The sequence below is a fragment of the Streptomyces sp. NPDC056883 genome, from assembly GCF_042788835.1.
Lineage (GTDB): Bacteria > Actinomycetota > Actinomycetes > Streptomycetales > Streptomycetaceae > Streptomyces > Streptomyces stoeckheimensis.
On record NZ_JBHUBS010000025.1, the window covers coordinates 45,417 to 71,915 of the forward strand.

Consider the following 26,499-nt stretch of genomic DNA (forward strand, 5'->3'; position numbering starts at 1 on the left):
GACAGACAGAGCAGTTGCCCTCGCTCTTCGCCTACCGGTACGACCCGGTGGAAAGAGGCGAGAGCTACGAACCCGGCGAACACGCATGGGCGAGCCTTTACTTACGCGAAAACCAATAAAATCTTCGCGAGACTGCCCGATTCCCGAACATAAGTGTTAGCCGAGATCCGTCACTTTATCTGACCTTTACCCGACACGCGGAACCGATGCTTCGACGTTACGCACCCGATGCCTTAACGGCTTGTTCGACCGCCTCCGCAACGGCCTCCTTGAGCCCGTCACCGGACTTCAGCACCGTGACGTTCCCGGCCGCCTTCGCACCGTCGACCACGACGAAACGGGCCTTCTGATGCTCTTTCGCCCCCGCCTGCACCGCCTCCACCTGAGGGGCACCGACGGCCAGCACCACATCGCACTTGCGCTGCATCAGGCTGTTGAAGAACGGCCGGGCGTTGTCGACCGACGGCTCCCCCACGACCGGAACGTACGTGACGCGCGCCCGGGTTTCCGTGGAAGCCGCCTGCATCCCCTCCCACACCGGAGCGGCAGGCGCACCGCCCACGATGCCCTTTTCGTCCGTCAGCAGGCAGGCGTCGAAATCCTTGTACTGGCGCGCCCTCGAGTCGGGCGGGCCGTCCTGCCCGCCTCCGGCGAACACCCACACGCCCACCAGGGCGAGCACCAGCACGGCGATGCCGCCCAGCGTCCATCCCGCACGGCCGCGCAGCGCGCCGCTCACCCCGGCCAGCACCCTTCCGAGGAGCGTCCCGCTCCCGGATTCAGGGTGATCCGTCCGGTTCCTCCATGTACGTCGGGTCTTCATCTCGGCTCCACCGCCAGTCTCTTGGCGAACAGGCAGTGCAGCGCGGCTCCCGCCGTGGAGAGGAACAGCAGCAGGGCGTCGGCGCCGAACTGCCAGCCGTGGGTCTCCTCCGGCGTGAGGGCTATCTGGAACCACCAGGCGACGGTCACGCAGCCGAAGAGGAGGGCGGCCGCCCGGTCGGCGCGCGCGCCCCGGCGCCACGCGATGACCAGCGAGGGCACCGCACCCAGGACCCCGAGGCTCAGCACCGGCACGGCCGCCAGCAGGACCCTGGGGAGCAGTCCGGGAAGAGCCCTCGCGCGCGGCGGGGGCGCACTCTCGACGGCGACGGTGTCCTTCACGATCGACTACCTCTCGGGAACGCGGTGACGCATACGGATGCGGACAGGACGCCGTACGGTACACCGCGAACCGGAAGCCCTCATTCCCGGGTCCTTGATCGCGACGTCGCTCACCGTCAGCGCACTTGTCCGAGCCACTGGAGGGTCCGGCGGACCTCCGCCGAGAACGGGTGCGCCGGGCCGTGCAGGCGTTCCGCGTCGAAGAGGAGACGGGCCAGGGTGTCGTGGGCCGCCGGGCGGTCGCCGAGCGAGAGCAGCAGGTGCGCTATGCGGCGGCGGACCTCCAGCGGGAGGCCCGGGTCCGGGTTCGCGTAGTGGTTCTCGAAGAGCGGCAGCAGCGCGCGGTACTCGGCGAGGGCGGCCGCCGGTTCGCCGAGCTGTTCCAGGCACTGGGCCGCGTCGTAGCGGAAGCGCAGGGACTGCGGGTCGCCGGCCGGGAACTCCTCCGCGAGCCGGCGCAGTTCGGGCAGGGCCCGGCGGTACTGGCCGTCGTCCATCAGCGTGGCCGCGTACTGCTTGCGCAGGGAGCGGACCACCGGCGAGTGCGCGCCGTGCTGTTCGGCAGCCGCCGGGAGGATGCCGCCGAGGATGTCCACGGCCTGGGTGAGCATGCCCTGGTCGAGGAGCTTCTTGGCCTCCTCGACGGCCGCCGGGACGTCCGGCCTCGGCGGCGGGGGCGGGGTCGCGGGCCGGGGCGGGATCACGGTGGCGCGGTCGGGCCAGGGGGCCTGCGGGCGCAGGAAGGGGCGGGTCGGGTCGAGGGGGCCGGTGGGGGCGCCCGAGCCGTGGTGGGGCAGCAGCGGCGCGAGGGCCGCGTACACCGCCTGCGCGGAGGCGGGCCGGTCCTGCGGGTCCTTGGCCAGCAGCTTCAGGAGTACGGCTTCCAGCTGCTGCGGGACCTCGGGGCGCAACTGGCGCACCGGGAGCGGGGGTTCGTACAGGTGCCGGTGGAGCACCCCGAGCGCCGTGGAGCCGGCGAAGGGGACGTTGCCGGACAGCAGCTCGTACAGGACCACGCCGAGCGCGTAGAGGTCGGTGTGCGGGCCGACGGCCCCGCCCATGGCCTGTTCGGGGGCCATGTACGCGGGGCTGCCGATCGGCGAACCGGTGCTGGTGAGGCGGGTGGTGTCGGTGTCCATCACGGAGGCGACACCGAGGTCGAGGACCAGCACGGTCCCGTCGGGGCGGACCATGACGTTGCGCGGCTTCAGGTCCCGGTGCACGATCGGCACCGCGTGCACGGCCGACAGCACCGAGCACAGCTGCGCGATCACCGAGACCGCCCACGGCCACGGATAGGGGTCGTGCTCGGCGAGGTGGTCGGCGAGGTCGGCGCCCTCCACGTACTGCATGACGAGGTACAGCTCGTCCCCGTCGCTGCCCGCGTCGTGCACGGTGACCAGCCCGGGGTGGTCGACCTGGGCCGTGACCCGGCATTCGCGCACGAAGCGGCGGCGCAGCTCCTCGGCCACGGAGCCGGGGCCGGCCACCTTGTCGGGGCGCAGCAGTTTGACCGCGACGCGGCGGTCCAGGCGCCGGTCGTACGCCGTCCACACCTGGCCCATGCCGCCCTGGCCCAGGATGGTGGCGAGCTGGTAGCGGTCCCCGATGAGCCGGTCCGTCACGGGCGGGGGTCCCCGTTGTGGGGCGGCTGCTGCTTGCGCAGGAGCTCGCTGAGCTCGTCGAGTTCGGCGCGGACCTGCCCGATGCGCGGGGGCGGCGTCGGGGCGGGCGCGGGCTCGGGGGCCTGCTGCGGCGCGGGCTGCTGGGGTGCGGGCGGGTACCCGTACGCGGGAGCCGGCGGCTGCTGCTGCGGTACGTACGGCGCGGGCGGCGCCGGGTACCAGGCGTTGGGCATCCCCGCCCGGCGGGCCGCGTGGTGGCGGATGTCTGCCGCGAGGAAGTACACGGTGACGCCCAGACCGGTCAGGATCGTGCAGGCGGCGCCGGTGTTGGCCTGCCAGCCGCTGTTGTCGGGAGTCGGGTCGAGCCCGCTCAGCAGCACCCAGAGGAACTCGGCTCCCACGGAGGCGCCCAGCAGCCACCAGTCCCGGGGCTTGCGGGTGACCAGCGCGAGCCGCAGCATCGTCCCCCAGGCGAGAAGCCCGCAGCTCAGGACGGGGAGCAGCGCGAACAGCACGCGGAGCGCCACCACGCCCCCGGTGCTGGGCTGGTGACCGTGGGGCGGCGGGGTGCCGGGGCCGTGCATCGCTGCTCCTGACGGGCCGTGCGGAGGAAGGGTGAAGGATTCCGGGTCTGAGGGTATACAGCGTTCCCGGCCGGGAGTGAGGGGATGCGCTCAACCGTTGTACGGTCGCAGCCCGGCCGGGCGCCGCGGGCTCAGTCGGGGCGGACCGTGCCGTCCGACAGTCCGTCGTACAGCCCTTGCACGAGCTGCTCCCCGAGGCGGGCGGCCAGCCTCAGGGCGTCCTCGAACTCGGCCAGCGCCCGGAACCGCGCCCCGTAGACCTCCTGCTCGGTCCGTGGCAGCCGGGGCAGTTCGAGGCGGCGCACGTCGAGCCGGGTCGTGGTGGAGGCGTGGCTGCTGGCGCGGCGGTTGTTGGCGGTGGCGCGCAGGAACCCGGCCAGGAACCAGGGGTCCAGCGCGGCCTGATCGGGCCGCAGCAGCTGCAGGCCCCGGCCGAGCGCCGCCCCGGCGGTGGCCGCGTCGACCACGCGGGCCACGCCGGCGCCCCCGGTGAGGGGGACGACCACGTCACCGGGTGCGGTCAGCAGGGGCTGCTCCGCGGCGGCGGCCAGGGTGCCGGAGGGCCCGGTGCCGGCGCTCACGTCGTACTCGGTCAGGACGGGGGCCCGGCCCGCCCCGCTGCCGGTACCCGTGTACAGGAGCAGGGCCCCGGCGCGGGCGAGTTCGCCGACCGTGGTCAGCGGCAGCCGGGCGGGCGCGGCGGCGGGCCGGTCCTCCGCGTCGGCGGGCGGGGCGGGCGGGGTGAGCCGGGCCGCGCGGGTCAGCGTCGAGTCCAGCCGGTCCCGTACGGCGGTCAGCTCGGCCAGGCCGCCGCCCGCGGCGGGCGGCGGCAGGTGGCGGGCCGGGGTCAGGTCCACGTCGTCGTCGAGCAGGTCCACGACGGGCACCACGCGGCGCACGCCCGGGACGTCCGGGGCCGTGCCGCCGCGCTCGTACGCCGTCCAGGCCTCCTCCACCGCGCTGTGCACGGCGGCCCACCCGGCCCGCCCCGGTCCCGGCCCGGGCCCGTCGGCGAGTGCGGCGGTGTCCACGAGGAGCAGCCCCGCGGGGGGCGCCACCTGCGGGGAGGGCCTGCGCAGCACCCACAGGTGCAGCGGGATCCCGTACGGGGGCGCGGCGCCGGCCGGGAGGGCGACGACGGCCCGCAGCGCGCCCCGGCGCAGCAGGTCGGCCCGGATCCGGCGGCCGGAGCGGCGGGCCGCGGCGGCGGGCGGCATGAGCAGGACGGCGGTGCCGCCCTCGCGCAGATGGGCCAGGGCGTGCTGGACCCAGGCGAGTTCGGATTCCGCGCGGGCCGGCAGTCCGTACTCCCAGCGCGGGTCGTAGGCCAGCTCTTCGTGGCCCCAGTTGCGTTCGTTGAACGGCGGGTGGCAGAGCACGGCGTCGACCGGTTCGGCGGCGGGCCGCGCGAAGGCGTCGGCGCGCAGGCTGTCGGCGGCGGCGGCGCGGACCGGGGCGTCCGACTGCAGGGCGAGGCGCAGGGCGGCGAGGGAGGCGAGCTCGGGCGAACTGTCCTGCGCATAGCGGGTGGTGGCCCCGGGGACGGCCCGCAGCAGGGTGCCGGTGCCGCAGGCCGGGTCCAGGACGGTGAAGGGCGCGGCGCCGGCCGCTCCGGTGGAGCCGGTGCTCGCGCCGGAGGCGGGGCCGGCCAGGGCGGCCATGAGGAGGGCGAGGCCGTCCGGAGTGAGCGTGTACTGACGGGGGTTGGCCTCGAGGTGGCGGCCGAGCAGGAACTCGAAGGCTCCCCTGGTGCCGAGTTCGGCGGCGAGCTCGGCCGCGGCCCGCAGGAAGGGCATCGAGGCGGCCGACAGCGGGGCGGTGGCTCCGAGCGGGTGCACGGGCCCGAACCGCAGGGCGAGCACCCGGTCGAGGGCGGGCGCCAGCAGGGTGGCCATCCGCTCGTCGGAGACGGCCGCGGCCTCCAGCCACTCCCTGGGCCGGTCGCGTACGAGGAGCAGCGCGCTCCCGGCTTTGACGAGCGCGGCCACGGAGCCGCCGGGGTGGGCGGTCACGTACTGCCAGACGCGCTCGCGCAGCGGGACTTCGGCGAGTTTCCCTTGGGCCCGGAGCCAGTCGGTGACCTGCGCGAGCGCGAAGGAGGGGCTGGTCTCGGTGCCGCCGACGGGGCGGGGGAAGTCGGCATGGCGGCGGCGCCAGTTGCTCACGGCGGCGCGGCCGACTCCGGCGAGGCGGGCGATCTCCGCGGCGGTGACCTCGGGGGCGACTTCGGGTGATTCGCGGGCTTCGGGGGCGGTAGGGGCTGTGGGGGTGGCTGGGGCCTCGGTGGGGGGCTTCTGCTCCGGCATGTGCGCGAGCATACCGCTGCAAAGAGGAGAGACCCATTCACAGCGTGAATTTAACAATCCCTCAAAAACTCGTTGACTCGGTTCACAGGCTCTGCTGTGATGATCACGTCGAACAGACCGTCAGATCAGGCAGGAGCCTCCCCCATGTCCCAGACCACGCGCACCAGTTGGATCGCCCGCACCGCCCGCATGAAGGTCCTGACGGGCTGCGGCGCGGCCCTCGCCCTCGTGACGCTCAGCGCGTGCAGCGGCGCGGACACCACCGCCGACAAGGGCGCCGACGCAGCCGCCTCGAAGCCGGCGGCGGCGAGCAGCGCCCCGGCCCCCGACGCCGGCAAGGCCAAGTCGGCCATCAAGGGCAGCGGCACCTTCCAGGTCGGCTCCGACGTCCAGCCGGGCCTCTACCGCTCGACGGACAACAAGGCCGACGACAACTGCTACTGGGAGCGCGCCAAGGACTCCAAGGGCGAGGCGGAATCGCTCATCGACAACGCCAACGCCGTGGGCTCCACGTACGTGGCCATCGCCGCCACCGACAAGATCTTCAAGACCGAGGGCTGCAAGGGCTGGGAGCTCGTGGACCCGAAGGCCACGGGCACCCCGAAGGCCGAGATGTCCGGCAAGGCCGGCATGCTCAAGGTCGGCGTCGACGTCGCCCCGGGCACCTACAAGTCCGCGGGCTCCACCGAGGACGGCACCGGCTGCTACTGGGAGCGCACCAAGGACGCGTCCGGCAGCGTCGACACGATCATCGCGAACGAGAACCCCGAGGGCCAGGCCGTCGTGACGATCGAGGCCGGGGACGGCTTCTTCACGACCGTCGACTGCCAGGACTGGAAGAAGGCCTGATCACGGGCCTGATGCAGGGGGTGGTCCGGGCCCGACCCGCAGGGCGGCCCAGGACCTGATGCAGGGGGGTGTTCCGGGCCCGGCCCACAGGGCGGCCCGGGACCCGATCCGGGGGTGGATCAGCGCAGCCGCTCCGGCGGGCGGGTGGGGTTGCCACCGGTCGGCAGGCGCTCCCCGGGACAGCCGGTCAGCACGCGCTTCATCGCGTCGCGCTCACCGGCCGTGATCCACAGACCGTACTTCTGCTTGACCGCGATCTGGGCCGCGACGTAACGGCAGCGGTACCCGCGGTCCGGCGGGAGCCAGGTGGCCGCGTCGCCGTCCCCCTTCTTGCGGTTGGCCGCGGCGTCGACCGCCAGGAGGTTCAGCGGATCGTTGGCGAAGGCGATCCGCTTGCCCTTGTCCCAGCCGCCGGCTCCCTTCTGCCAGGCGTCGGAGAGGGCCACGATGTGGTCGATGTCCACGCCGGTGCGGCCCCGTTCGTGCGTGATGCGGGCCCCGGTGTAGGGGTCCTTCTCCAGCACCCCGGTCAGCACCTTGCAACCGTCCTTGAAGGTGGTCCGGGCGAGGTCCCGCTTGAGGATGTCCTCGCGGGTCCCGCAGCCGCTGCCGTCCGTGTCCAGCCAGCCCTTGCCGAACCGCTCGCGCGCGTACCCCGTCTTCGGCGCCCGTCCCTTGACCGCGAGCCCGTCCACCGAGGCCAGGGCCACCGGGCCGTTGGCCGGTCCCGGGGCGTTCGCACCCGCTCCGGCGCCGGGCTCGGGGAGCACCGTACAGCCGGAGAGCGCGACGGCCGAGGCGAGCAGCAGGGCGGGAAACAGCAGGTGGGGACGCATAGGACAAGATCATAAACTCCATGCCTTTACGGGACGTTCCGACGCTCCAGCGAGCGAACCACCCCAAACGGGCGTAGCGTCGCAAACGGGATGAGCGGAAGGAGCCCGAGCATGGGGATTTTCGACAGGTTCAAGGACAAGGGCAAGGACATCTCGGACAACCTCGAGCAAGAGGTCAACGAGAAGACCGGCAACAAGTACGCCGACCAAGTCGACAAGGCACAGCAGCAGATGGAAGAGAAGCTCGGCATCGACGACGACCCGAACAAGTAACCCCAGCGGGAACGCGAACGGCCGCGACCGGGGACCGGAAGGTCCCCGCCGCGGCCGTCGCCGTGTCCACGCGCGCAGCGCCCACGCCTTCTACGGGCGCGGCGCCTACGAGCCGAGGATCGTGGCGAGGAACTCCCCGGTCCAGCCCAGCAGTTCCCGTCCGACCAGCGGCTTCCCGCCCACCCGGGCGGTCTTCGGCCGCGGCACCAGCACCTGCGAGGCGGCCGGCTTGATCACCGAGCCCGGGTAGAGCCGCTTCAGCCGCAGCTCCTGCGATTCGCGCAACTCCACCGGCCCGAAGCGGATGTTGGGCCCCTGGAGGGTGATGTCGCCGACCCCGCAGGCACGGGCGAGCATCCGCAGTCCGGCCACCAGCAGCAGGTTCTCCACCGGCTCCGGCAGCTTGCCGTAGCGGTCGGTGAGCTCCTCGCGGACCGCCTTGACGTCCTCCTCGGAGTTGGCCGCCGCGATGGACCGGTACGCCTGGAGGCGCAGCCGCTCGCCCGGCGCGTAGTCGTGCGGAACGTGCGCGTCGACCGGCAGCTCGATCTTGACCTCCAGCGGCGGCTCCTCCTCGACCCCGCCGTCCACGGCCGCCCGGTAGTCGGCCACGGCCTCGCCGACCATCCGGATGTAGAGGTCGAAGCCGACGCCCGCGATGTGGCCGGACTGCTCGCCGCCGAGCAGGTTGCCCGCGCCGCGGATCTCCAGGTCCTTCATCGCCACGTACATGCCCGCGCCCATCTCGGTGTGCTGGGCGATCGTCGCGAGCCGCTCGTGCGCCGTCTCGGTCAGCGGCTTCTCCGGCGGGTACAGGAAGTACGCGTACCCGCGCTCGCGGCCACGGCCCACGCGACCGCGCAGCTGGTGGAGCTGGGAGAGGCCGAAGTTGTCGCCGCGCTCGACGATGAGGGTGTTGGCGTTGGAGATGTCGATGCCCGACTCCACGATCGTCGTGGAGACGAGCACGTCGAACTTCTTCTCCCAGAAGTCCACCACGACCTGTTCCAGGGCCTGTTCCGACATCTGGCCGTGCGCCGTCGCGATGCGCGCCTCGGGCACGATCTCGCGGAGCTTGGCGGCCGCCCGGTCGATGGACTCGACCCGGTTGTGGATGTAGAAGCACTGGCCCTCGCGGAGCAGCTCGCGGCGGATCGCGGCGCCGATCTGCTTCTCCTCGTACGGGCCGACGAAGGTCAGGACCGGGTGCCGCTCCTCGGGCGGGGTGGTGATGGTGGACATCTCGCGGATGCCGGTCACCGCCATCTCCAGGGTGCGCGGGATGGGGGTCGCGGACATCGTCAGCACGTCGACGTTGGCGCGCAGCTTCTTGAGCTGCTCCTTGTGCTCGACGCCGAACCGCTGCTCCTCGTCGACGATGACCAGGCCCAGGTCCTTGAACTTGGTCTCCTGCGAGAACAGCCGGTGCGTGCCGATGACGATGTCCACGGAGCCCTCGCGCAGGCCCTCCAGCGTCGCCTTGGACTCGGTGTCGCTCTGGAAGCGGGACAGCGCCTTCACCTTGACGGGGAACTGCGCGTACCGCTCGGAGAAGGTTCCGAAGTGCTGCTGCACCAGCAGCGTGGTCGGGACGAGGACGGCGACCTGCTTGCCGTCCTGGACCGCCTTGAAGGCCGCGCGCACCGCGATCTCGGTCTTGCCGTAGCCGACGTCGCCACAGATCAGGCGGTCCATGGGGACCGACTTCTCCATGTCCTCCTTCACCTCGGCGATGGTGGTGAGCTGGTCGGGGGTCTCCGCGTACGGGAAGGCGTCCTCCAGCTCGCGCTGCCAGGGGGTGTCCGGCCCGAAGGTGTGTCCGGGGGCCGCCATGCGGGCGCTGTAGAGCTTGATCAGGTCGGCGGCGATCTCCTTGACCGCCTTCTTCGCGCGCGCCTTGGTCTTGGTCCAGTCGGCGCCGCCGAGCCGGTGCAGGGTCGGGGCCTCGCCGCCGACGTACTTGGTGACCTGCTCCAGCTGGTCGGTGGGGATGTAGAGGCGGTCGCCGGGCTGGCCGCGCTTGGCCGGCGCGTACTCGACGAGCAGGTACTCGCGGGTGGCGCCCTGCACGGTGCGCTGCACCATCTCGATGTAGCGGCCGACGCCGTGCTGCTCGTGGACGATGTAGTCGCCGACCTCCAGGGTGAGGGGGTCGATCGTCTTGCGGCGCCGGGTCGGCATCCGGCCGAGGTCCTTGGTGGCGGTGCGCTGGCCGGTCAGGTCGGTCTCGGTGAGGACGGCGAGCTTGAGGACCGGGTCGACGAAGCCGTTGTCGAGGGAGCCGCACGAGACGTGGACCAGCGAGGGCTCCAGGACGGTGACGTCCGCCTCCAGGCGGGCCGCGATGCCCTCGCCGCCGAGCACCTCGACGGTACGGGCGGCCGGGCCGTGGCCCTCGGTCAGGTAGACGGTGCGCCAGCCGTCGGCGAGCCAGGCCTTGGTGTCGGCGAGCGCGCGGGCGGTGTCCCCGCGGTAGGCCTCGGGGGCGTGCATGCCGAGGGTGAGGGTGTCGCTGCCGACGGCCCCCTCCTCGTCCGCCGCGAACGGGGACACCGACCACCACATCATGCCGAGCTCGCGCGCGTGCTCCCGTACGTCGGCGATCCCGCGCAGCGAGGCCGCGCCCACGTCGATGGGGGCCTGGCCACCGCCGGCGGTGGCGGCCCAGGAGGCCATCAGGAACTCCTGCGAGGTCGCCACCAGGTCCGAGGCCCGCGTCCGCACCCGCTCCGGGTCGCACACGACGGCCATCGACCCGGCGGGCAGTACGTCGATCAGCAGCTCCATGTCGTCGACCAGGACCGGGGCCAGGGACTCCATGCCCTCGACGGCGATCCCTTCGGCGATCTTGTGCAGCAGTTCGCCGAGCTCGGGGTGGAGCTCGGCGAGGGCCGCGGCGCGCTCGCGCACCTGGTCGGTGAGGAGCAGTTCCCGGCAGGGCGGGGCCCACAGGCCGTGCTCGGCGATCTCCAGGGAGCGCTGGTCGGCGACCTTGAAGTAACGGATCTCCTCGACCTCGTCACCCCAGAACTCCACGCGCAGCGGGTGTTCCTCGGTGGGCGGGAACACGTCGAGGATCCCGCCGCGCACCGCGAACTCGCCGCGCTTCTCGACGAGCTCCACGCGGGCGTACGCGGCCGCGGCGAGCGCCTGCGTCACCGCGCCGAGGTCCACGCTCTCGCCCTGGCGCAGGCTCACCGGGACCAGGTCGCCGAGCCCCTTGACCTGCGGCTGGAGCACGGAGCGGATCGGGGCGACGACCACGGAGACCGGTCCCGCGGCGGGGTCGTCCTTGCTCGGGTGCGCGAGCCTGCGCAGTACGGCGATCCGGCGGCCCACGGTGTCGCTGCGCGGGCTCAGCCGTTCGTGCGGCAGCGTCTCCCAGGAGGGGTACTCCGCCACCTCGTCGGGGGGCAGGAGGGAACGCAGTGCGGCGGCGAGGTCCTCGGCCTCCCGTCCGGTGGCGGTGACCGCGAGCACGGTCCGCTCGGTACGGGCGGCCAGCGCGGCGATGGCGAAGGGCCGCGCGGCAGCCGGGCCGACGAGGTCCACGTGCATGCGGTTGCCGTCCCCGGCCGCGGTGACCGCCTCGGCGAGTGCGGGGTCCCGGGTGACGGCGTCGAGCAGTCCGTGCAGGCTCATGAAGGCGGCTTTCCATCCGATGAGGTGCGGTGCGTCCCCGCGAGGCGGCAACGCGAAGGACCCGACACGTCGAACGGGCCGGGGGTTCCCACCCTACGACGCGGGTCCGACACCCGCGCGTGGGATTCGGGTCCCCCGCTGGAGTGACCGAGGGACTCACCCTCGTGACCCGGGACAAGGACATCCCGCTCTACGACGTGCCCGTCATGGGCGTGTGAACGACACCGGCCCCGCCCCACCCGTTCGGGTGAGGCGGGGCCGGGCTCTTCCCCCGTACGACCGGCCGGCGACTACTCGCTGGCGATCGCGTTCAGTACGTTCATCCGGCCCGCCCGGAAGGCGGGGACCAGGGCGGCCAGCAGGCCGACCAGGGCGGATCCGGCGAACACGCCGAGGATGGTGGGCCACGGGATCTCGAGGATCTTCATGCCCTCCAGTGCGAGGAGCTGGTGGGCGGTGGCGCCCCAGCCCATGCCCAGGCCGAGGCCCAGCAGGGCGCCGAAGAGGGCGATGACCACGGACTCCAGGCGGATCATGCGGCGGAGCTGGCGGCGGGAGAGGCCGATGGCGCGCATCAGGCCGATCTCGCGGGTCCGCTCGACCACCGAGAGGGCCAGGGTGTTCACCACGCCCAGCACCGCGACGATGATCGCGAGGGCGAGGAGGGCGTAGACCACGTTCAGGAGCTGGCCGACCTGGTCCTTCAGCGCCTGCTTGTAGTCCGTCTGGTTGAGCACCTGGTACTGCGGGTACTCGGCCAGCGCCGACTTGACCGCCGCGTAGGCGGCGTCGTCCTGGCCGTCCTTCGCGGTGGCCAGCACCATGAAGGGCCGGGGCATCTTGTCGGCCGGCAGGTTCGCCTCGGCGACGGCGGTGCTGACGTACTTCATGCCCTTGTCGAGGTTGCCCTCGTCGCTGGTGATCGCCGCGACCTTGAGCTTGGCGGTCTGGCCGCCGGTGAAGGCGACCGTCAGCTCGTCACCGAGCTTGACCTGGTGCTTGGTGGCGAACTCGGAGCCCACCGACATCGAGCCCGGCTTGTACGCGTCCGCGTGCTCACCGGCGATCATCTTGCGGTGGATGTCCTTGGCGTAGCTGGGGTCCTGGACCCCGAGCCCGTACATCTCGGTGCTGCCGTCGGGGGCCGTGATCTTGGCGTCGACCTCCCGGTAGGCGGTGACGTGCGCCAGGCCAGGGGTCCTGCGCAGTGCTTCCTCGGCCTGCGGTACGACCGGCTGCCCGGTCTGGGACTGGACGATGAAGTCCGCGCCGACCGACTTGTCGAGCTCGTCGGTGGCCGAGGCCACCATCGAGGAGCCGACCACCGACAGGCAGGCGACCAGCGCGAGGCCGATCATCAGCGCGGCGGCGGTGGCACCGGTGCGGCGCGGGTTGCGCAGCGCGTTGCGCTCGGCGAGGCGGCCTATGGAGCCGAAGGGGCGCAGCACCGGGGCGGACAGGGCCCGGACCACGACGCCCGCGAGGAGCGGGCCGATCACGATGAAGCCGATGAGCGTGAACAGGACGCCCAGCCCCAGCCACTGCGCTCCGGTCCCGGCGGCGTCCGCGGCACCGGCGAGGTACAGGGCCGCGGCGCCGATGCCGGTGAGGCCCAGGCCCAGGGCGGCACGGATCCGGCCGGCCTTCTTGTCGCCCGGGGTGCCGGACTCGCGCAGGGCGGCCATCGGGGAGACCTTGCCGGCCCGGCGGGCCGGTATGAAGGCGGAGATGACGGTGACGACGACGCCGAGGACGATGCCGATGACCGGGGTGGTCCAGGCGATGGTCAGGTCCTCGGTGGACAGGCTCATGCCGAGCTGGCTCATGAGCTGCATCAGGCCGACGGCCAGTCCGATGCCGGCGGCGACGCCGAGGATCGAGCCGACCACGCCGAGCAGCAGTGCCTCGATGACCACCGACTTGAGGACCTGGCCGCTGTCGGCGCCGATGGCCCGCATCAGGCCGATCTCACGGGTGCGCTGGGCGACCAGCATCGAGAAGGTGTTGAAGATCAGGAAGATCCCGACGAGGAAGGCGATCCCGGCGAAGCCGAGCATCACCCACTTCATGATGTCGAGGAAGTCCATGTTCTTCTTGTTGTCGGCCGCGGCTTCCTTCGCGGTCTGCAGCTTGTAGGTGTCGGCGCCGAGCGCCGAAGCGACGTTCTGCTTCAGCTGCGCGTCGCTCACCCCGTCCTTGGCGGTGACGTTCACGTGGGTGAAGGCGTTCGGGGCGCCGATCAGCTTCTGCTGCGCGGTGGCGGTGTCGAAGTAGACGACGGTCGCACCCGGGTTGGTCACGGTGAAGGCGGCGATACCGGTGATCTTGGAGCGGATGTCGCCGGTGACGGCGATGGTGCGGATGTCGTCACCGAGCTTGAGGTGGTGCTTCTTCGCCGTGTCGCTGTCGATCATCACGTCGGTGGGGCCGCGCGGGGCCTGCCCCTCGATGATCTTCATCGACCGCAGCTCGTTCTCGGTCCAGTTGCCCGCGAAGGTCGGGGCTCCGGTCGTCGAGCCGAGGTTCTCGTTCTTGGAGTTGACGACGGTGACCGCCATCGAGGCGACGCCGCCCTCGGCGGACTTCACGCCCTCGGCCTTCTCCACCTGCCCGACGACCGAGGCGGGCAGCGCCTGCGGCTTTCCGGTGTCGGGGGTCTCCCCGCTGTTCTCGGCCTCCTTCGGGGTGACCGTGACATTGGAGTTGGTGACCGCGAACAGTTTGTCGAAGGTGGTGTTCATGGTGTCCGTGAACACCAGCGTCCCGCAGACGAAGGCGACGGAGAGCAGGACGGCCACGGCGGAGAGCGCCATGCGTCCCTTGTGCGCGAGGAAGTTGCGCCGCGCGGTCTTCATGACGGTCATGACGTCCGCCCACGGGCGTCGAAGTCCTTCATGCGGTCCAGGACCTGGTCGGCGGTGGGCGTGTACATCTCGTCCACGATCCGGCCGTCCGCGAGGAAGATGACGCGGTCCGCGTAGGAGGCGGCGACCGGGTCGTGGGTGACCATGACGATGGTCTGGCCCAGCTCGTTCACCGAACGGCGCAGGAAGCCGAGGACCTCCGCGCCGGCCCGGGAGTCGAGGTTTCCGGTGGGCTCGTCGCCGAAGATGATCTGGGGCCGGGAGGCCAGGGCGCGGGCGACCGCCACGCGCTGCTGCTGGCCGCCGGAGAGCTCGGTCGGACGGTGCTTGAGGCGACCCGCCAGACCCACGGTCTCCACGACCCGGTTCAGCCACTCCGCGTCGGCCTTGCGGCCGGCGATGTCCATGGGGAGGGTGATGTTCTCCAGGGCGTTGAGCGTCGGCAGCAGGTTGAAGGCCTGGAAGATGAAGCCGATCCGGTCGCGGCGGAGCTGCGTGAGCTTCTTGTCCTTCAGACCGGTGATCTCGGTGTCGTCCAGGAAGATCTGGCCGCTCGTGACCGTGTCCAGGCCGGCCAGGCAGTGCATGAGCGTGGACTTGCCGGAGCCGGAGGGCCCCATGATCGCGGTGAACTGGCCGCGGTGGATGTCCACGTCCACCGCGTCGAGGGCGACGACCCGCGTCTCGCCGGAGCCGTAGGCCTTGACGACCTTCCGTGCCCGCGCCGCGACGGCCTCATGCCCTCCAGTACCCCCGTGCCTGGTTTCGGTCATAGCCGTTGTCACGGTGTTTCCCCTCGTTCTGATGCGTCTGGTCGTCGGTTCGTGCGCTGTGATGCGCTTCATTCGAAGTCTGTCGGGAGGGGTTCCGCGGCGCGCTGGTGCCAATCGCCGTATCCATAGGGGTGCTAGCCCTACCCCCCGGACTCCCGCCCTGTAGTGACCAGTTAAGGACGCCCGCGGCCTTTCCTCGTCCTCCCCCGGGACGAAGCGCCCCTGGACCCTTATGAGGACCAACCCCTAGGGGATCTCGCCCGTTGGGACGAGGCGCCCTCGGGGGATACCACCCCGTAATGCCGCAGTGAGATGGTGTCCGCGCAGGTAAGCACGGGGTGAAGGGTTTTTCATGGGGTCAGGGGAGAGCACGGGCGCGAGTACCGACGACAGTGCCGGTGGCATACCCAAGGAGGACCGGGCGGACCGGGCGCCGTCCCCGCCCGGGCGGCCCCGCAAGGCCGTCGTCGCCGCCCTGATGCTGACCATGGGCCTCGTCGCCCTCGACGGCGCCATCGTCGCCACCGCCGTCCCGCAGATCGTCGGCGACCTCGGCGGCTTCGCCGTCTTCTCCTGGATCTTCTCCGGCTACATCCTGGCCGGAACGGTCACCCTGCCCGTCTACGGCAAGCTCTCCGACACCTACGGCCGCAAGCCCGTCCTGCTCCTCGGCATCAGCCTCTTCCTGCTCGGCTCCCTGCTCTGCGCGGCCGCCTGGAACATGGCCGCCCTCATCGCCTTCCGGATCCTCCAGGGCCTGGGCGGCGGCGCCCTCCAGGGCACCGTGCAGACCCTGGCCGCCGATCTCTACCCCCTCAAGGACCGGCCGCGCATCCAGTCCCGGATGTCCGTGGTCTGGGCCGGCTCGGCGCTGGCCGGCCCCGCGCTCGGCGGGCTGATCGCGACGTACACCGACTGGCGCTGGATCTTCCTGCTCAACCTGCCGCTGGCCGCCGCCGCCCTGTGGATCATCAGCCGCCACCTGGTCGAGCCCACCCGGCCCCCCGGCCGCACCGGCCCCGTCGACTGGCCCGGAGCCGTGGCCGTCTTCGCCTGCGGCGGGCTGCTGCTCTTCGCACTGGTGCAGGGCGGAGTCGCCTGGCCCTGGCTGTCGGCGCCCTCGCTGGTCCTGTTCGGAGCCGCCGCGGCGCTGGGCGTGCTCGTCGTCCGGATCGAACGCCGGGCCGAACAGCCCATCCTGCCCGGCTGGGTGTGGCGCCGGCGCACCATCGCCGCCGTCAACCTGGCCATGACCGGGCTCGGCCTGCTGATGGTCGCCCCGATGCTGTTCATGCCGACGTACGCCCAGTCCGTGCTGGGCCTCGGCCCCACCGGCGCCGGCCTGGTCGCCTCCGCGATGACCCTGAGCTGGCCGATCAGCGCCGCCCTCGCGCAGCACGTCTACCGGCGCATCGGCTTCCGCAACACCGCCGCCACCGGGGTCGGCCTGGCCGCCCTGATCCTCGGCTCCTTCGCCCTGCTCCCCTACCCCGCCCCGGCCTGGCAGCCGGTGCTGATCATGCTGCTGCTGGGCGCGGCCCTCGGCCTCTTCCAGCTCCCGCTGATCGTGGGGGTCCAGTCCACGGTGGGCTGGGAGGAGCGCGGGACCACGACTGCCTCGGTACTGTTCTGCCGCAACGTCGGGCAGAGCATCGGAGCGGCGCTGCTGGGGGCCGTCGCCAACGCCACCATCGCCTCCCGGCTGTCGCAGGCCCCGGTCCCCGGGCTCCCCTCGAACCTGGACGAGGTGTCCAGGGCCCTGAGCCACCCCGGCCTCCTTCCCCCGGAAGCCGCCGAGTACCTGCGCCGGGCGGTGGCGGCCGCCGGGGACCACATCTTCCTCGGCGCGAGCCTGGCGGCTGCCGCGTCGGCGCTGGTGCTGCTGCTGGTGGCGCCGCGCCGGTTCCCGGTGCTGCCGGAGCAGCGGGAGGGCTGAGGGCGGCCGTGCGGGCACGCTCGGCCGGGATGGCGCGAAGTCGACGCCGCGGAGGGGGCGGGAACTTGTCATGCCCTGACCGAGTCGGCAACCCTCTGCGGAGACGCCGCACTCCCGGGGGGACCACACCATGACGTCCGCGCTCTGCGCACTCGCCTTACTCGCCGCCCTGGCGGGCCCGATCGTCCTGCGCCTGCTCCGCCACCCCGGCTTCGTCACCGGGCGCGACGGGCGGCTCTCCACCTCGACCACGCTCGCCCTGGCCTGGACGGTGATCCTCGTCTGGCTGCTCCTGGCGACCCTCGGCTACGGACTCACCGCGGGCGGCGGCGTCGGCTGGTTCCAGGGCCCCGAGGGACCCCTGTCCTCCCTGACGACCGTCTACCTCCCGCTGCTCGGAGGCCCGTACGCCGCCCTCATCGCGGCGAAGGCGGTGGTCGGCATGCGGGTGGAGCGGGGCTCCATGGCCAAACCGGCGCCGAAGGGCACGGGGCGGCGGCCGGTGCACGACCTGATCTCGAACGACGGCGGGCGGACCGACCTGGTCGACCTGCAGTACGTCGCCCTGAGCGCGGTCACGATGCTGTACGTGGTGGCGTTCTTCCTCACGGACGTGGGCGGCGGGCTGCCGAAGCTGCCGGCCGAGATGTGGGCGCTGACCGGGGCGCCGGCCGGGGCCTACCTCCTGAACAAGGTGGCGGTGCGGGGGAATCCCGTGATCACGAGGGTGTCCGTGACGGACGGTCTCCTGACGGTCGAGGGCGGCGGCTTCGGGGACAACCCGCGGGTCGAGGTGGACGGCACCGCCCTCCCGACGACCGTCACCCCTGCCGGAACCCTGACCGCGGCCCTCACCGCGACGGCGCCGCCCGCCTTCACGGTGGTGGTCACCACCCACGGCCTCCGCAGCGACCCGTCGCCGTACGCCCCGCCGTCCGCGCAGCCGTCCGCCCCGCTGCCCGCGCAGCCGTCCGAGCAGCCGGCCTGACGTGTCCGCTGCGCGGGGCAAGGTCCCCGCAGCACCCTTTGCCGCCGCGCGGGGCAAGGTTCCCGCAGCACCCTTTGCCGCTGCGCGGGGCAAGGTCCCCTACCCGCCCTTCGCCCGTTCCCCGGGGCTGCGCCCCGGACCCCCTGGGGCTCCGCCCCAGACCCCGGTCCTCAAACGCCGGACGGCTGGAGTGGCCCGGGCGGCCCCGCACACGTACAGGCTGACGCCGGCCAAAATCCAGCCCCTCCGGCGTTTGAGGAGCAGGGGTCCGGGGACTGGTCCCCGGCGACGGCGGCGCGCATGCCCGCCCGGGGGTCAGCCCTCGGCCGGGGCGCGGCCCGTCAGGGCGGCCAGGCTGGAGCGGACGTGGTTCATGTGGGCCCGCATCTCGTCCTGGGACTCCCCGTGTTCCCGAAGGATCCGTTCCGTCTCCCGCCCGACCCGCTCCTCCCGCACCCGCGCCTCCGCGACCAGCTCCGCCGCCCTCGCCTCCGCGTCCTCCTGGCCGTGCCGGGCGGTCTCCTGGGCCTGCGCGAAGGCCCGCTTCGCCTCCGCCAGCCGGGATTCCGCGTAGCGCTCCAGCTCCGCGTGCCGGGACGCCAGCTCCGCCTCCCGCGCCGCCAGCTCCCGCTCCGCCGCGTCCCGGCGCTCCGCGTGTTCCTGCTCGCGCTCCGCGAGCAGCGCGTCCGCCCTGCGGGCCGTGTCCGCCAGCGCAGCCTGCGCCTCCGCCCGCCAGGCCGCCGCGTCGTCCCGCGCCTCGGTCCGCGCGTCGTCCGCCTCGCGTCCCGCCCGCAGCAGTGCCTGCCGGGCCCTGACCTCGGTCTGCTCGCGCACCGCCTCCGCGTCGCCGCGCGCCAGCTCCGCCACCCGGTCGGCGTGCGCCTCGGCGGCGCCCGCCGCCGCCAGCGCGTCCGCCCGCGCGTCGCCCCGTAGGGTCTCGGACTCCTCCTCGGCCAGCAGCAGGATCCGGCGGGCGCGCTCGCCGAGCTCCTCGTACGTCTGCGGGGCCAGTCCGGAGACCTCCACGCGCAGCCGCTCCGCCTCCGCCTCCATCTGCTTGGCCAGGACGGTCAGCCGGGCCACCCGCTCCCAGGCCTCGTCCCGGCTCCCCGACAGCCGGGCGAGGTACCGGTCCACCTCTTCCGCCCGGTAGCCACGGCCACGCACGGTCGTAAAGGGTGCACTCATCCTGGAAGCGCCTCTCTCGCGGGGGTTCCTGCCAAGGATGCGTCATTTGCTCACAGAAGCCCGAATGGCCGGGCCGAGACCCTGTTCGAGGGTCACGACCCGGCCATCCGGATCAGCGGAAGATCCGCGCGAGATCAGCAGAAACCGGTCAGAGGAGCCCGTCCCACATCTGCTCCAGCAGCACCGACCACCAGTTCTCCGGCGACGCCAGCGCCGCACTGTCCAGCCCTGCCAGATTCGCCTGGAAATCGACGGTCCAGCGGCCCGCCTGCTCCGGCGTCAGATGCTGGCGCAGCCGCCACATGTGACCCAGCATCGCCAGGGACCGTACGAACTGCGGCAGCGAGGAGTTCACGAACTGCGGGGGCACCGGCGCCCCGCCCGGACCGCTCTCCACCGGCACGGCCACGATGTGCGCGGTCCCGTACTGCACACACAGCGCCTTGCCGAAGTCGCTGCCCACCACCAGGTACGAGCCCGCGTCCGAGGCCGGCTGCACCTGCCGCTGCGCCGCCAGTTCGGCCAGCGTCGGCAGCGGGGCACCCGGTACGGCCTGGGCCCAGAAGAACGGCCCGAAATCGACCGGCAGTCCGGACCACATCAGCGTCTGCGCCACGATCTCCGGCACGCCCTGCCGGGACACGGCGCGCTGCTCGAAGCGGAACACCCCCTGCGGCCCGAACGCCCCCGCCAGCTCCTGCGCGATCGCGTCCAGCGGGATCGCCGGCTGCAAGGGCACCTGCGGCAGCGGTGCGCGCACCGGCGCGGGGCGCGCCGGTCCGTCCGCCACCTGGTGCAGTTCGCCCTGGTGGGTCAGCAGGTGCCGCATGCCCTGCTGCCGGCCCGCGTGGTCCGTCCCGTACGGGGCCACGCTGGTGATCCGGACCTGCGGCCAGGTCTCGCGGATCATGCGTGCGCAGTAGCCGCCGGGCAGCTCGCACGAGGCCAGCTCGGTGTGCAGCTCCAGCACCTGCTGCGGGGGCACGTTCATGGCCCGCAGCTCGTACAGGATCTGCCACTCCGGGTGCGGGGTGCCGGGCGCGGAACGGCGGATGAGCTGCTGCTCGGAGCCGTCGGGCGCGCGGTAGCGCAGCACGGCCTGGTAGCCGGGGCCGACCGTGGGGACCCCGGGTGCGGAGGCCTGCGGCGCGGAGCCCTGCGGAGCGGAAACACGGCCCTGCGGCGCGGGACCGGGCGGCGCGGGCGGCTGCCCGCCGCCCGACTGAACACCGGGCTGGCCGGGCGGGCCGGGCGGACCCGGCTGCTGCGGTCCGCCGGGACCGGCCAGCATGGTGGCCGCGTACGCGTCTCCGCGCCCGCCGGACCCCCCGGGAACCCCCGGCGGACCGGGAGGCGCGGGCTGCCCCGTCACGGCCGGACCCGCCAGCATCGTCGCGGCATGGTCCAGCCCGCCACCGGGCACGCCGGGCGCACCCGGAGCTCCGGGCGGACCGGGCGGGCCGGGCTGCTGCGGCCCGCCGGGAGCGGCCAGCATCGTGGCGGCGTACGAAGGCGACTCCGCGCCGGCGCCCGGCGCACCGGGCGGACCCGGCGGGGTCACGGGCGCGGGGGCCCCGGGCCGGTTGACCCGGGCCTTGCTCGTGGGCGCGTCGGCGATGTCCCCGCCGGACACCGGACCGGGACCGGAAGAACCGGGACCGAGACCGGAACCGGACGCCTGACCCCGCCCCGGCCCCGACTCCGGGTCCAGCGCGGGCACGACGGCGGTCTTCGGCAGTTCACTGCCCCTGGGCATCAGGGTCGTGCGCGCCTCCGGGCCCGGCCCCGACGGCGCCGGGGCGTCGTCCAGGTCCGACCCGGACAGCGGCGGCGCGAACACCGTCGCGGGCAGCGGTACGGACACGGAGTCCGCACCGGGGTTCACGTCGGTCCCGGCCCAGGGCGTGGCCCCGGTCGGGACCGCGGCGGGCACCCCGTCGTTGGCGGTCGGCTCGTAGGGGACCTCTCCCCCGCGCCGCAGCGGCACGGGCTCCGGGTCCGGCCCCGAAGGGCCCGCCCCGGAAGCGGCCGGAGCCGCCGCAGCCACCGGGTCCGCGGGAGCGGCCGGAGCCGCCGGGATCCCGGCCCGGTCCGCGGCCTCCTGGAGCCACTCGGGCGGACTCAGCATGAACGAGGTCTGTTCCGAGTCGATGCGCGGCACCGGCACCGAAGCCTCGGCCTGCGCGGCCGACGCCCCGTACTCCTCCTCGTAGCGGCGGATCACCTCACCCACCGGCAGGCCGGGCCAGAGCGTCACCTCCCCGCTGTCCCGGGCGATGACGAGCCGCTGCCGGCCGCCCCCGGACACCGGGCCCGCGGGGCGGTCCTCCGCCCACACCACGAAACCGAGTCCGAACTCCCGTACGCGCACCTCGCGGTGCTGGTACGCGGGAACTTCCCCGTTGATCCATTCCTCGGCGCGCTCCTGCGCCTGCGCAAACGTCACCATCGCGCCGTCACCCCTCCACCGGTGCCGTGGCCGGCCCGGCCCCCGGAACCGAACGCTCCGCCGAACCCGCACTCGAACCCGGACCCGAGCCCTGACCCGTCACGGGAACCGAGCGCGCGAATCCGCCGTCCACCATCAGACCGGCCACCGTTTCCAGTTCCGGCGGATTGCCCGCCAGGCGTTCCAGGAAGGCGTCGAAATCCGTACCGCACGGCAGCAGCAACCGCTCCACGCGTTCCTGCACCGACCAGCCGTCCTGGTCGCGCGCATCGTCGTACGGAGAGAACCAGACCGAGCCCACGGCCTCCCCGCGCACCTTCACCGCGAGGAGCCCGCCCTGGGCGAAGGCCACGCACAGGTAGTCCTTCGTCAGGTGGTCCCGCAGGCACTTGTTGACGTAGACGAGGTCGTTGACCGCCGCCTCCTCGCGCACCGTGAAGAACGGCTGGTCCACCAGCAGTCCCAGCTCCACGTCGAGCCCCGTGCCCACCGGCGCGCAGCCGCCCGCCGCCTTCAGGAAGGAGCGGTACGCCTCCGGGAGCCGGTAGCCGAGGTCCTCCTCGACGCCCTGGACCTGCTGCTCGGACACCGAGACCACCGTCTTGGGCAGCCCCAGGTGCACCGGGCGCACCTCCTGCAACGGCCGCGTCCCGCGCTTGCCGTGGTCCACCGCCGCCGTCGCCAGACCGGCGTGGTGCCTCAGCAGGCACTTCACCTCGACGGGGACCAGCTCCATCCGGCGCGTGCCGGACACGTGGTGCCAGGTCCAGCCGTGCGGGGTCGACACCGGGCCGACGGTGTCCCACAGTTCGTGGCCGGTCGCCCGCATGGCCGCGTTCGCGGACACGCAGTCGGTCAGGCGCAGCTCGTCCACGCCGAAGCCCTCCGGGGGCTCGGCGATCTCGACGGCCGCGCGCGCGTACGGCGCGAGGTCGGGATGTCCGTTCGCGTCGATGCGGACTCCGTGGGGATGGCGCGCGGCCCGGACGGGGTCCGGGAAATGCACGACCTGCCCCGCGTAAGCGGCGTTGGGTGGCGCGGCCTGATGCCCGAGCCGACCTGTCGTCATGGCGGTAGCCCCCTGCTGGATCTGGCTGGTTCACCACAGCCTATGTGCTCCGGCAAGGACGTCACCCGCACGTGTGCGGGGACCCCGCGGGACGGCCGGGAAGATCCGAATTGATACGAATATTCGACCCCGCTTCCACAGGCGAGGAGACATTTGACAGGCTGTCCCCACAGCACGGGGGCGTGCGCGACAGCGGTCAGCACCGCGGCCACGGGAGGGAAAGCGCAACCATGCAGAACACGGCAACACGTACAGCAGCGGCCGACGCCCACTCAGGAGGCGCGGGAGCCCGGGGATCCGCGGACCCCGCAGGCCCCGCGGGTTCCGGCGACGCCGCCGGAACCGGTGGCCCGGCGGCCGTTCCGGCGCAGCCCGGCGCCGCGGCCGACCAGGGCGCCGGCGATCCCCGCCTGCGCTGGGGCGGCGGCGGGGACGGCCGCCCCGCCGTGCCCACGCTGCGCTTCCGCCGGGACGGGATCCTGCCCACCGTGGCCGCCGCCCTGTCCGTACGCGGCGAAACCCTCACCGGCACCGCAGGCAAGGCGGACCAGCCCCCCGTACTGCACGCCCTCGTACAGGATTTCCTCGACACCCTCACGAGCGGCCAGCGCGAACGTTTCACCGGCCGGTGTCCGGAGGCGATCCTGCTCTCCCGCCACCTCGCCACCGTGGAGGGCGCCCGCAGCAAGCGCGCCTCGCGCAAGCCCCTCACCCCCAGCGAGGCCCGCCGCTCGCTGAAGCACTCCAAGATCACCGCCCGCCGCATCCGCGAGGACGGCGACCCGCTCCACGGCAGCTACGCACCGCCCTGCCGCTCCTGCGAGGCCCTCCTCGCCCACTTCGGCGTCCGCCCCGTCGACCTCTCCCACCCCGAGTAGCCGCCATGACCACAGCTTCCGCTTCGTACGCCCGCTCCTCGGCCACCCGTTTCCCGGTCGCCGTGGACTCCGCCCTGCGCACCGCGGGCTGGGAGCCGGGCCGCTGGGACATCAAGCAGGCCGAGTACTGGGCCGACGCCCTGCGCGACCACACCACCCCCGCCGGGCACCGGCACACCGTCTTCCCGGCCGCCGTCGAGGCCTGGGCGGAGTTCGGGAACCTCACGGTCACCGCCCCGGGGCCCGGCCGCCAGATCGCGCCCACCGCGATCCGCATGGACCCCCTCACGGGCCTCCACCTCGCCCGGACCTTCGCGGACCTCGGCCGCGCCCTCTCCACGCAGCTCTGCCCGCTCGGCGTCGAGGCCGACACGCACCTGACCGGAGGGGGCTCGCACCTCGCCCTCGACCGCGAGGGCCGCGTCTACTGCGTGGACCACACCGGCGACTGGTACCTCGGTGCGAGCCTCGACGAGGCCCTCACCCTCCTCCTGACCGGCCTCCAGCCGACCCGTCTGACGACGGGCTGACCCGGCTGACCCGGCCGACGGGCTAACCCAGCTCCGGAAGCCGCTCCCCGGCCACCGGGTAGCGGCCCTCCTCCAGCCGGAAGAGGTAGACCCGCAGATCGGCGGCGAGTCCGTCCTTCAGATAGGCCCGGAACTCCAGGGCCCCCGCCGCCGCGTCCCGGTCGGCGGGGTGGACGCTGTCCATGTACTCCGCCAGCGTGAGCGCCAGGTGCTCCTCGACCCGGCCGCGCCCGGCCCACCACCGGCGCACGGTCTGAGGGGTCCACCAGCGGTCCCCGTCGTACGCGTACTCCTGGAAGGGCTCCTCGTCCGCCGCGTTCACCACCTCGCGCACCTCGGCCGGGTTCCGCGGCTGCCGGAAGACGTACTCGAGGGTGCCCTCGGTGCTCGCCGCGTACATCACGTTGCCGGGCGCGTTCAGCCGACCGGTCCAGCACGTGTCGGTCTCGCCCGTGTAGAAGGGCCCGGGCACGTTCAGCCAGAGCCGCTTCTCCCACCGCCCCTGGAACAGCTTCCGGTCCTCGTCCGTCAGCTCCGCCACCGGATCCCAGCCCACCGTCATCCCCGCTTCCCCCCTGTCGCCCCGTCGCCCCGCGTCACAGCCGCGGGAGCCGCTCCCCGGCCTCCGGGTACCGGCCTTCCTCCAGCCGGAAAAGATACGCCCGCAGATCGTCGGCGAGGCCACCGTCCAGATACGCCTGGAAGTCCCGTACGCCGGCGGCCGCGTCGGCGTTGGTGACCGAGCCGCCCTTCCCGAAGTCCGCCAGCGACTCGGCCAGGTGCCCGACGACCCGCCCCCGGTCCGTCCACCACGCGCGCACCTCGGCCGGCGTCCACCGCAGGTCCCCGTCGCAGGAGTACTCCCCGAGGGGATCGGCCCAGGCGGCCCCGGCCAGCGCCCGGACCTCCGCCGGATTCCGCGGCTGCCGGAACACGTACTCGGTGCAGTACGCGCTCCCCGCCGCGTACAGCACGTTGTCCGGGGCTTCCGTCCGCCCGGTCCAGCAGTTGTCCGTCATCCCCGTCCAGAACGGGCCGGGCACGTTCAGCCAGAGCCGTTCGGAGTCCTCCCCGCTCCTGCGGAAATTCTCCCGCTCCTCGTCCGTCAGCTCCGCCACCGGATCCCAGGCCATCCCCGCTACCCCCGTCCGCTCGGCAGGACCGCCGAGACCTTGAAGCCGCCTTCGTCCGTCGGGCCGGACACGAACACCCCGCCCAGGCCGAGCACCCGCTCGCGCATGCCGACCAGGCCGTTCCCGCCGCTCGGCAGCCCCGGCTCGGCCGCCTTGCCGTCGCAGGGGCCGTTCTCCACCTGCATGGCCACCTCCCCCTCCCGGTGTGCCAGCCGTACGACGACGCGTGCGCCCGGAGCGTGCTTGTGGCAGTTGGTCAGCGCCTCCTGCACCACGCGGTAGGCGGTCTGCTCCACCTCCGCCACGTACGCGGAGCACTCACCGTGCACGTCGAGCTCCACGATCATCCCGGCCGCCCGCGACTGCCCGACCAGCACCTCCAGCTCGGCCAGCGTCGGCCCGTCGTCGAAGCTCCCCACCAGGGCCACCGGCGCCGTCACGGCCGCCGGTTTCGGTGACTCCGCCCGCAGCACGCCGAGCATCTCGCGCAGCTCGGTCAGCGCCTGCCGTCCCATGTCCCCGACCAGCGCGGCGTTCTTCGCCGCCTTCGCCGGGTCCTTGGCGGCGATCGCCTGGAGCGCCGCCGCGTGCACCACCATGAGCGACACCCGGTGCGCCACGACGTCGTGCATCTCCCGCGCGATCCGGGTCCGCTCCTCCGTACGGGCCCACTCGGCCCGTTCCTCCGCCCGGTCCGCGAGCAGCGACAGCTCCCGCTCCAGCGAGTCCGCCCGCTCCTGCAGGCTCTCCATCAGCCGTCTGCGGGCCGCCGTGTACAGCCCGAGCAGCACCGGCGGCACGGTCAGCGCCACCGCCACGAACACGGACAGGGTGACGACGAGGGTGCGGCTGACCTCGCCGTTCACGGGGGTCCGGACGTACATCACCACGAAGATCGCGGCCAGCGACATCGACGCCAGGGTCGCGGTGATCCGCCGGGGCACCTCGGAGGCGGCCAGCGTGTACAGCCCGACCACCCCGAGCAGGAAGCCCATGGCCGCCGGCGACACGGCGATGCCGACGAGCACCACCACGATCGGCCAGCGCTGCCGCAGCACGAGCACCGATCCGACCAGCACCCCGAACAGCACCCCGGCGAAGACCGGGATCCCGATCTCACGGGCGAACCCGACGCCCTCCACCCCGCACTCGACGGCCGAGACCACGCCGAGCCCCACGTCCAACACGGCCGACCTGCGCCGCTCCCACCACAGGGGCCCGTCCCGCCCGGCCCCCGCCTTTCCCTGCTCTTCCCCCGTACTGGTCATGCGGTCCAGCCTACGCAGCGGCCCCGGTCCGGAGGCGACCGGAAATCCCGCTGAAGGGCTCGGATTTGTACCGTCGCATTCAGGGCGCCTGGTGCGGCATAGTAGGTCCCGTCGGCTCGACCACCAGGGTTTAATGTCTGGTTT

General features: G+C 73.0%; 21 protein-coding genes. 6 read left to right on the forward strand and 15 right to left on the reverse strand.

From position 1 onward, the window contains the following. Nucleotides 1-217 precede the first annotated feature (217 nt). The 5 genes from ACFRU2_RS37805 to ACFRU2_RS37825 all read right to left on the reverse strand — a co-directional run bounded on the left by ACFRU2_RS37805 (nt 218) and on the right by ACFRU2_RS37825 (nt 5,679). Nucleotides 218-739, reverse strand: a complete 522-nt coding sequence (locus tag ACFRU2_RS37805; RefSeq protein WP_382980830.1) for a BMP family ABC transporter substrate-binding protein — start codon at nt 737-739, stop codon at nt 218-220. 80 nt (nt 740-819) lie between these two features. Next, a complete protein-coding gene (locus ACFRU2_RS37810) occupies nt 820-1,164 on the reverse strand; it encodes a hypothetical protein (RefSeq protein WP_382980831.1) in 345 nt (114 codons plus the stop codon). A 116-nt stretch (nt 1,165-1,280) separates the two neighbouring features. Further along, complete coding sequence (locus tag ACFRU2_RS37815; RefSeq protein ID WP_382980832.1) at nt 1,281-2,789, reverse strand: protein kinase; 1,509 nt, start codon at nt 2,787-2,789, stop codon at nt 1,281-1,283. Continuing rightward, nucleotides 2,786-3,373, reverse strand: coding sequence for a hypothetical protein (locus ACFRU2_RS37820; protein ID WP_382980833.1), 588 nt, complete (start codon nt 3,371-3,373; stop codon nt 2,786-2,788). The genes ACFRU2_RS37815 and ACFRU2_RS37820 overlap by 4 nt, the downstream gene beginning before the upstream one ends. Nucleotides 3,374-3,504: 131 nt before the next feature. After that, on the reverse strand, nt 3,505-5,679 hold the full coding sequence (locus ACFRU2_RS37825; RefSeq protein WP_382980834.1) for an N-6 DNA methylase: 2,175 nt from the start codon (nt 5,677-5,679) through the stop codon (nt 3,505-3,507). A gap of 144 nt (nt 5,680-5,823) precedes the next feature. On the opposite strand from ACFRU2_RS37825, the gene ACFRU2_RS37830 reads away from it, so the two are divergent. Continuing rightward, complete coding sequence (locus tag ACFRU2_RS37830) at nt 5,824-6,528, forward strand: hypothetical protein (protein WP_382980835.1); 705 nt, start codon at nt 5,824-5,826, stop codon at nt 6,526-6,528. Between the two features lie 119 nt (nt 6,529-6,647). On the opposite strand, the gene ACFRU2_RS37835 is transcribed toward ACFRU2_RS37830, so the two are convergent. Further along, nucleotides 6,648-7,364 carry an HNH endonuclease family protein gene (locus ACFRU2_RS37835; protein ID WP_382980837.1) on the reverse strand — a complete coding sequence of 239 codons (717 nt, stop codon included), beginning with the start codon at nt 7,362-7,364 and terminating at the stop codon, nt 6,648-6,650. 111 nt (nt 7,365-7,475) lie between these two features. On the opposite strand from ACFRU2_RS37835, the gene ACFRU2_RS37840 reads away from it, so the two are divergent. Then, nucleotides 7,476-7,637 carry an Rv0909 family putative TA system antitoxin gene (locus ACFRU2_RS37840; RefSeq protein ID WP_250737350.1) on the forward strand — a complete coding sequence of 54 codons (162 nt, stop codon included), beginning with the start codon at nt 7,476-7,478 and terminating at the stop codon, nt 7,635-7,637. 105 nt (nt 7,638-7,742) lie between these two features. Here ACFRU2_RS37840 and mfd read toward each other — a convergent pair whose 3' ends face one another. The 3 genes from mfd to ACFRU2_RS37855 all read right to left on the reverse strand — a co-directional run bounded on the left by mfd (nt 7,743) and on the right by ACFRU2_RS37855 (nt 14,916). Next, on the reverse strand, nt 7,743-11,279 hold the full coding sequence (gene mfd / locus ACFRU2_RS37845; protein ID WP_382980839.1) for a transcription-repair coupling factor: 3,537 nt from the start codon (nt 11,277-11,279) through the stop codon (nt 7,743-7,745). A gap of 290 nt (nt 11,280-11,569) precedes the next feature. Then, complete coding sequence (locus tag ACFRU2_RS37850) at nt 11,570-14,143, reverse strand: ABC transporter permease (RefSeq protein WP_382980840.1); 2,574 nt, start codon at nt 14,141-14,143, stop codon at nt 11,570-11,572. After that, complete coding sequence (locus tag ACFRU2_RS37855; RefSeq protein WP_284715691.1) at nt 14,140-14,916, reverse strand: ABC transporter ATP-binding protein; 777 nt, start codon at nt 14,914-14,916, stop codon at nt 14,140-14,142. The genes ACFRU2_RS37850 and ACFRU2_RS37855 overlap by 4 nt, the downstream gene beginning before the upstream one ends. A gap of 352 nt (nt 14,917-15,268) precedes the next feature. Between ACFRU2_RS37855 and ACFRU2_RS37860 the strand changes: the two genes are divergently transcribed. Next, the gene (locus ACFRU2_RS37860) at nt 15,269-16,852 is read left to right on the forward strand and encodes an MFS transporter (protein WP_382980842.1); all 1,584 of its coding nucleotides are present in this window, start codon (nt 15,269-15,271) and stop codon (nt 16,850-16,852) included. Nucleotides 16,853-16,982: 130 nt separating this feature from the next. Next, nucleotides 16,983-17,840 (forward strand): hypothetical protein, encoded by an 858-nt coding sequence (locus ACFRU2_RS37865; RefSeq protein WP_382980844.1) that lies wholly within the window; start codon nt 16,983-16,985, stop codon nt 17,838-17,840. Nucleotides 17,841-18,155: 315 nt separating this feature from the next. Here ACFRU2_RS37865 and ACFRU2_RS37870 read toward each other — a convergent pair whose 3' ends face one another. The 3 genes from ACFRU2_RS37870 to ACFRU2_RS37880 form a co-directional block, all read right to left on the reverse strand. After that, entirely contained in the window at nt 18,156-19,028 is an 873-nt protein-coding gene (locus tag ACFRU2_RS37870; RefSeq protein ID WP_382980846.1) for a DivIVA domain-containing protein, read from the reverse strand. A 148-nt stretch (nt 19,029-19,176) separates the two neighbouring features. Further along, nucleotides 19,177-21,477, reverse strand: coding sequence for an SUKH-4 family immunity protein (locus tag ACFRU2_RS37875; RefSeq protein ID WP_382980847.1), 2,301 nt, complete (start codon nt 21,475-21,477; stop codon nt 19,177-19,179). A gap of 7 nt (nt 21,478-21,484) precedes the next feature. Further along, complete coding sequence (locus tag ACFRU2_RS37880) at nt 21,485-22,546, reverse strand: SMI1/KNR4 family protein (protein WP_382980849.1); 1,062 nt, start codon at nt 22,544-22,546, stop codon at nt 21,485-21,487. A gap of 230 nt (nt 22,547-22,776) precedes the next feature. Between ACFRU2_RS37880 and ACFRU2_RS37885 the strand changes: the two genes are divergently transcribed. Continuing rightward, nucleotides 22,777-23,424, forward strand: a complete 648-nt coding sequence (locus ACFRU2_RS37885; protein ID WP_382980851.1) for a YwqJ-related putative deaminase — start codon at nt 22,777-22,779, stop codon at nt 23,422-23,424. A 5-nt stretch (nt 23,425-23,429) separates the two neighbouring features. Then, nucleotides 23,430-23,954, forward strand: coding sequence for an SUKH-3 domain-containing protein (locus tag ACFRU2_RS37890; RefSeq protein ID WP_382980853.1), 525 nt, complete (start codon nt 23,430-23,432; stop codon nt 23,952-23,954). A gap of 22 nt (nt 23,955-23,976) precedes the next feature. On the opposite strand, the gene ACFRU2_RS37895 is transcribed toward ACFRU2_RS37890, so the two are convergent. Genes ACFRU2_RS37895 through ACFRU2_RS37905 form a run of 3 tightly spaced genes read right to left on the reverse strand, consistent with a single transcriptional unit; the run spans nt 23,977 to nt 26,355 of the window. Next, nucleotides 23,977-24,516 carry a hypothetical protein gene (locus tag ACFRU2_RS37895; RefSeq protein ID WP_382980855.1) on the reverse strand — a complete coding sequence of 180 codons (540 nt, stop codon included), beginning with the start codon at nt 24,514-24,516 and terminating at the stop codon, nt 23,977-23,979. A gap of 34 nt (nt 24,517-24,550) precedes the next feature. Beyond that, on the reverse strand, nt 24,551-25,087 hold the full coding sequence (locus ACFRU2_RS37900; RefSeq protein ID WP_382980857.1) for a hypothetical protein: 537 nt from the start codon (nt 25,085-25,087) through the stop codon (nt 24,551-24,553). A 5-nt stretch (nt 25,088-25,092) separates the two neighbouring features. Beyond that, complete coding sequence (locus tag ACFRU2_RS37905) at nt 25,093-26,355, reverse strand: sensor histidine kinase (RefSeq protein ID WP_382980858.1); 1,263 nt, start codon at nt 26,353-26,355, stop codon at nt 25,093-25,095. Nucleotides 26,356-26,499: the final 144 nt, after the last annotated feature.

Bases quoted from the DNA above. Each gene is read 5' to 3' on its own strand.
- ACFRU2_RS37840 (WP_250737350.1), top strand. From the start codon at position 7,476: ATGGGGATTTTCGACAGGTTCAAGGACAAGGGCAAGGACATCTCGGAC.
- ACFRU2_RS37820 (WP_382980833.1), bottom strand. From the start codon at position 3,373: ATGCACGGCCCCGGCACCCCGCCGCCCCACGGTCACCAGCCCAGCACC.
- ACFRU2_RS37895 (WP_382980855.1), bottom strand. From the start codon at position 24,516: ATGACGGTGGGCTGGGATCCGGTGGCGGAGCTGACGGACGAGGACCGG.
- ACFRU2_RS37850 (WP_382980840.1), bottom strand. From the start codon at position 14,143: ATGACCGTCATGAAGACCGCGCGGCGCAACTTCCTCGCGCACAAGGGA.
- ACFRU2_RS37900 (WP_382980857.1), bottom strand. From the start codon at position 25,087: ATGGCCTGGGATCCGGTGGCGGAGCTGACGGACGAGGAGCGGGAGAAT.
- ACFRU2_RS37890 (WP_382980853.1), top strand. From the start codon at position 23,430: ATGACCACAGCTTCCGCTTCGTACGCCCGCTCCTCGGCCACCCGTTTC.
- mfd (WP_382980839.1), bottom strand. From the start codon at position 11,279: ATGAGCCTGCACGGACTGCTCGACGCCGTCACCCGGGACCCCGCACTC.
- ACFRU2_RS37860 (WP_382980842.1), top strand. From the start codon at position 15,269: ATGGGGTCAGGGGAGAGCACGGGCGCGAGTACCGACGACAGTGCCGGT.
- ACFRU2_RS37830 (WP_382980835.1), top strand. From the start codon at position 5,824: ATGTCCCAGACCACGCGCACCAGTTGGATCGCCCGCACCGCCCGCATG.
- ACFRU2_RS37905 (WP_382980858.1), bottom strand. From the start codon at position 26,355: ATGACCAGTACGGGGGAAGAGCAGGGAAAGGCGGGGGCCGGGCGGGAC.
- ACFRU2_RS37885 (WP_382980851.1), top strand. From the start codon at position 22,777: ATGCAGAACACGGCAACACGTACAGCAGCGGCCGACGCCCACTCAGGA.
- ACFRU2_RS37855 (WP_284715691.1), bottom strand. From the start codon at position 14,916: ATGACCGAAACCAGGCACGGGGGTACTGGAGGGCATGAGGCCGTCGCG.
- ACFRU2_RS37835 (WP_382980837.1), bottom strand. From the start codon at position 7,364: ATGCGTCCCCACCTGCTGTTTCCCGCCCTGCTGCTCGCCTCGGCCGTC.
- ACFRU2_RS37880 (WP_382980849.1), bottom strand. From the start codon at position 22,546: ATGACGACAGGTCGGCTCGGGCATCAGGCCGCGCCACCCAACGCCGCT.
- ACFRU2_RS37875 (WP_382980847.1), bottom strand. From the start codon at position 21,477: ATGGTGACGTTTGCGCAGGCGCAGGAGCGCGCCGAGGAATGGATCAAC.
- ACFRU2_RS37865 (WP_382980844.1), top strand. From the start codon at position 16,983: ATGACGTCCGCGCTCTGCGCACTCGCCTTACTCGCCGCCCTGGCGGGC.
- ACFRU2_RS37870 (WP_382980846.1), bottom strand. From the start codon at position 19,028: ATGAGTGCACCCTTTACGACCGTGCGTGGCCGTGGCTACCGGGCGGAA.
- ACFRU2_RS37825 (WP_382980834.1), bottom strand. From the start codon at position 5,679: ATGCCGGAGCAGAAGCCCCCCACCGAGGCCCCAGCCACCCCCACAGCC.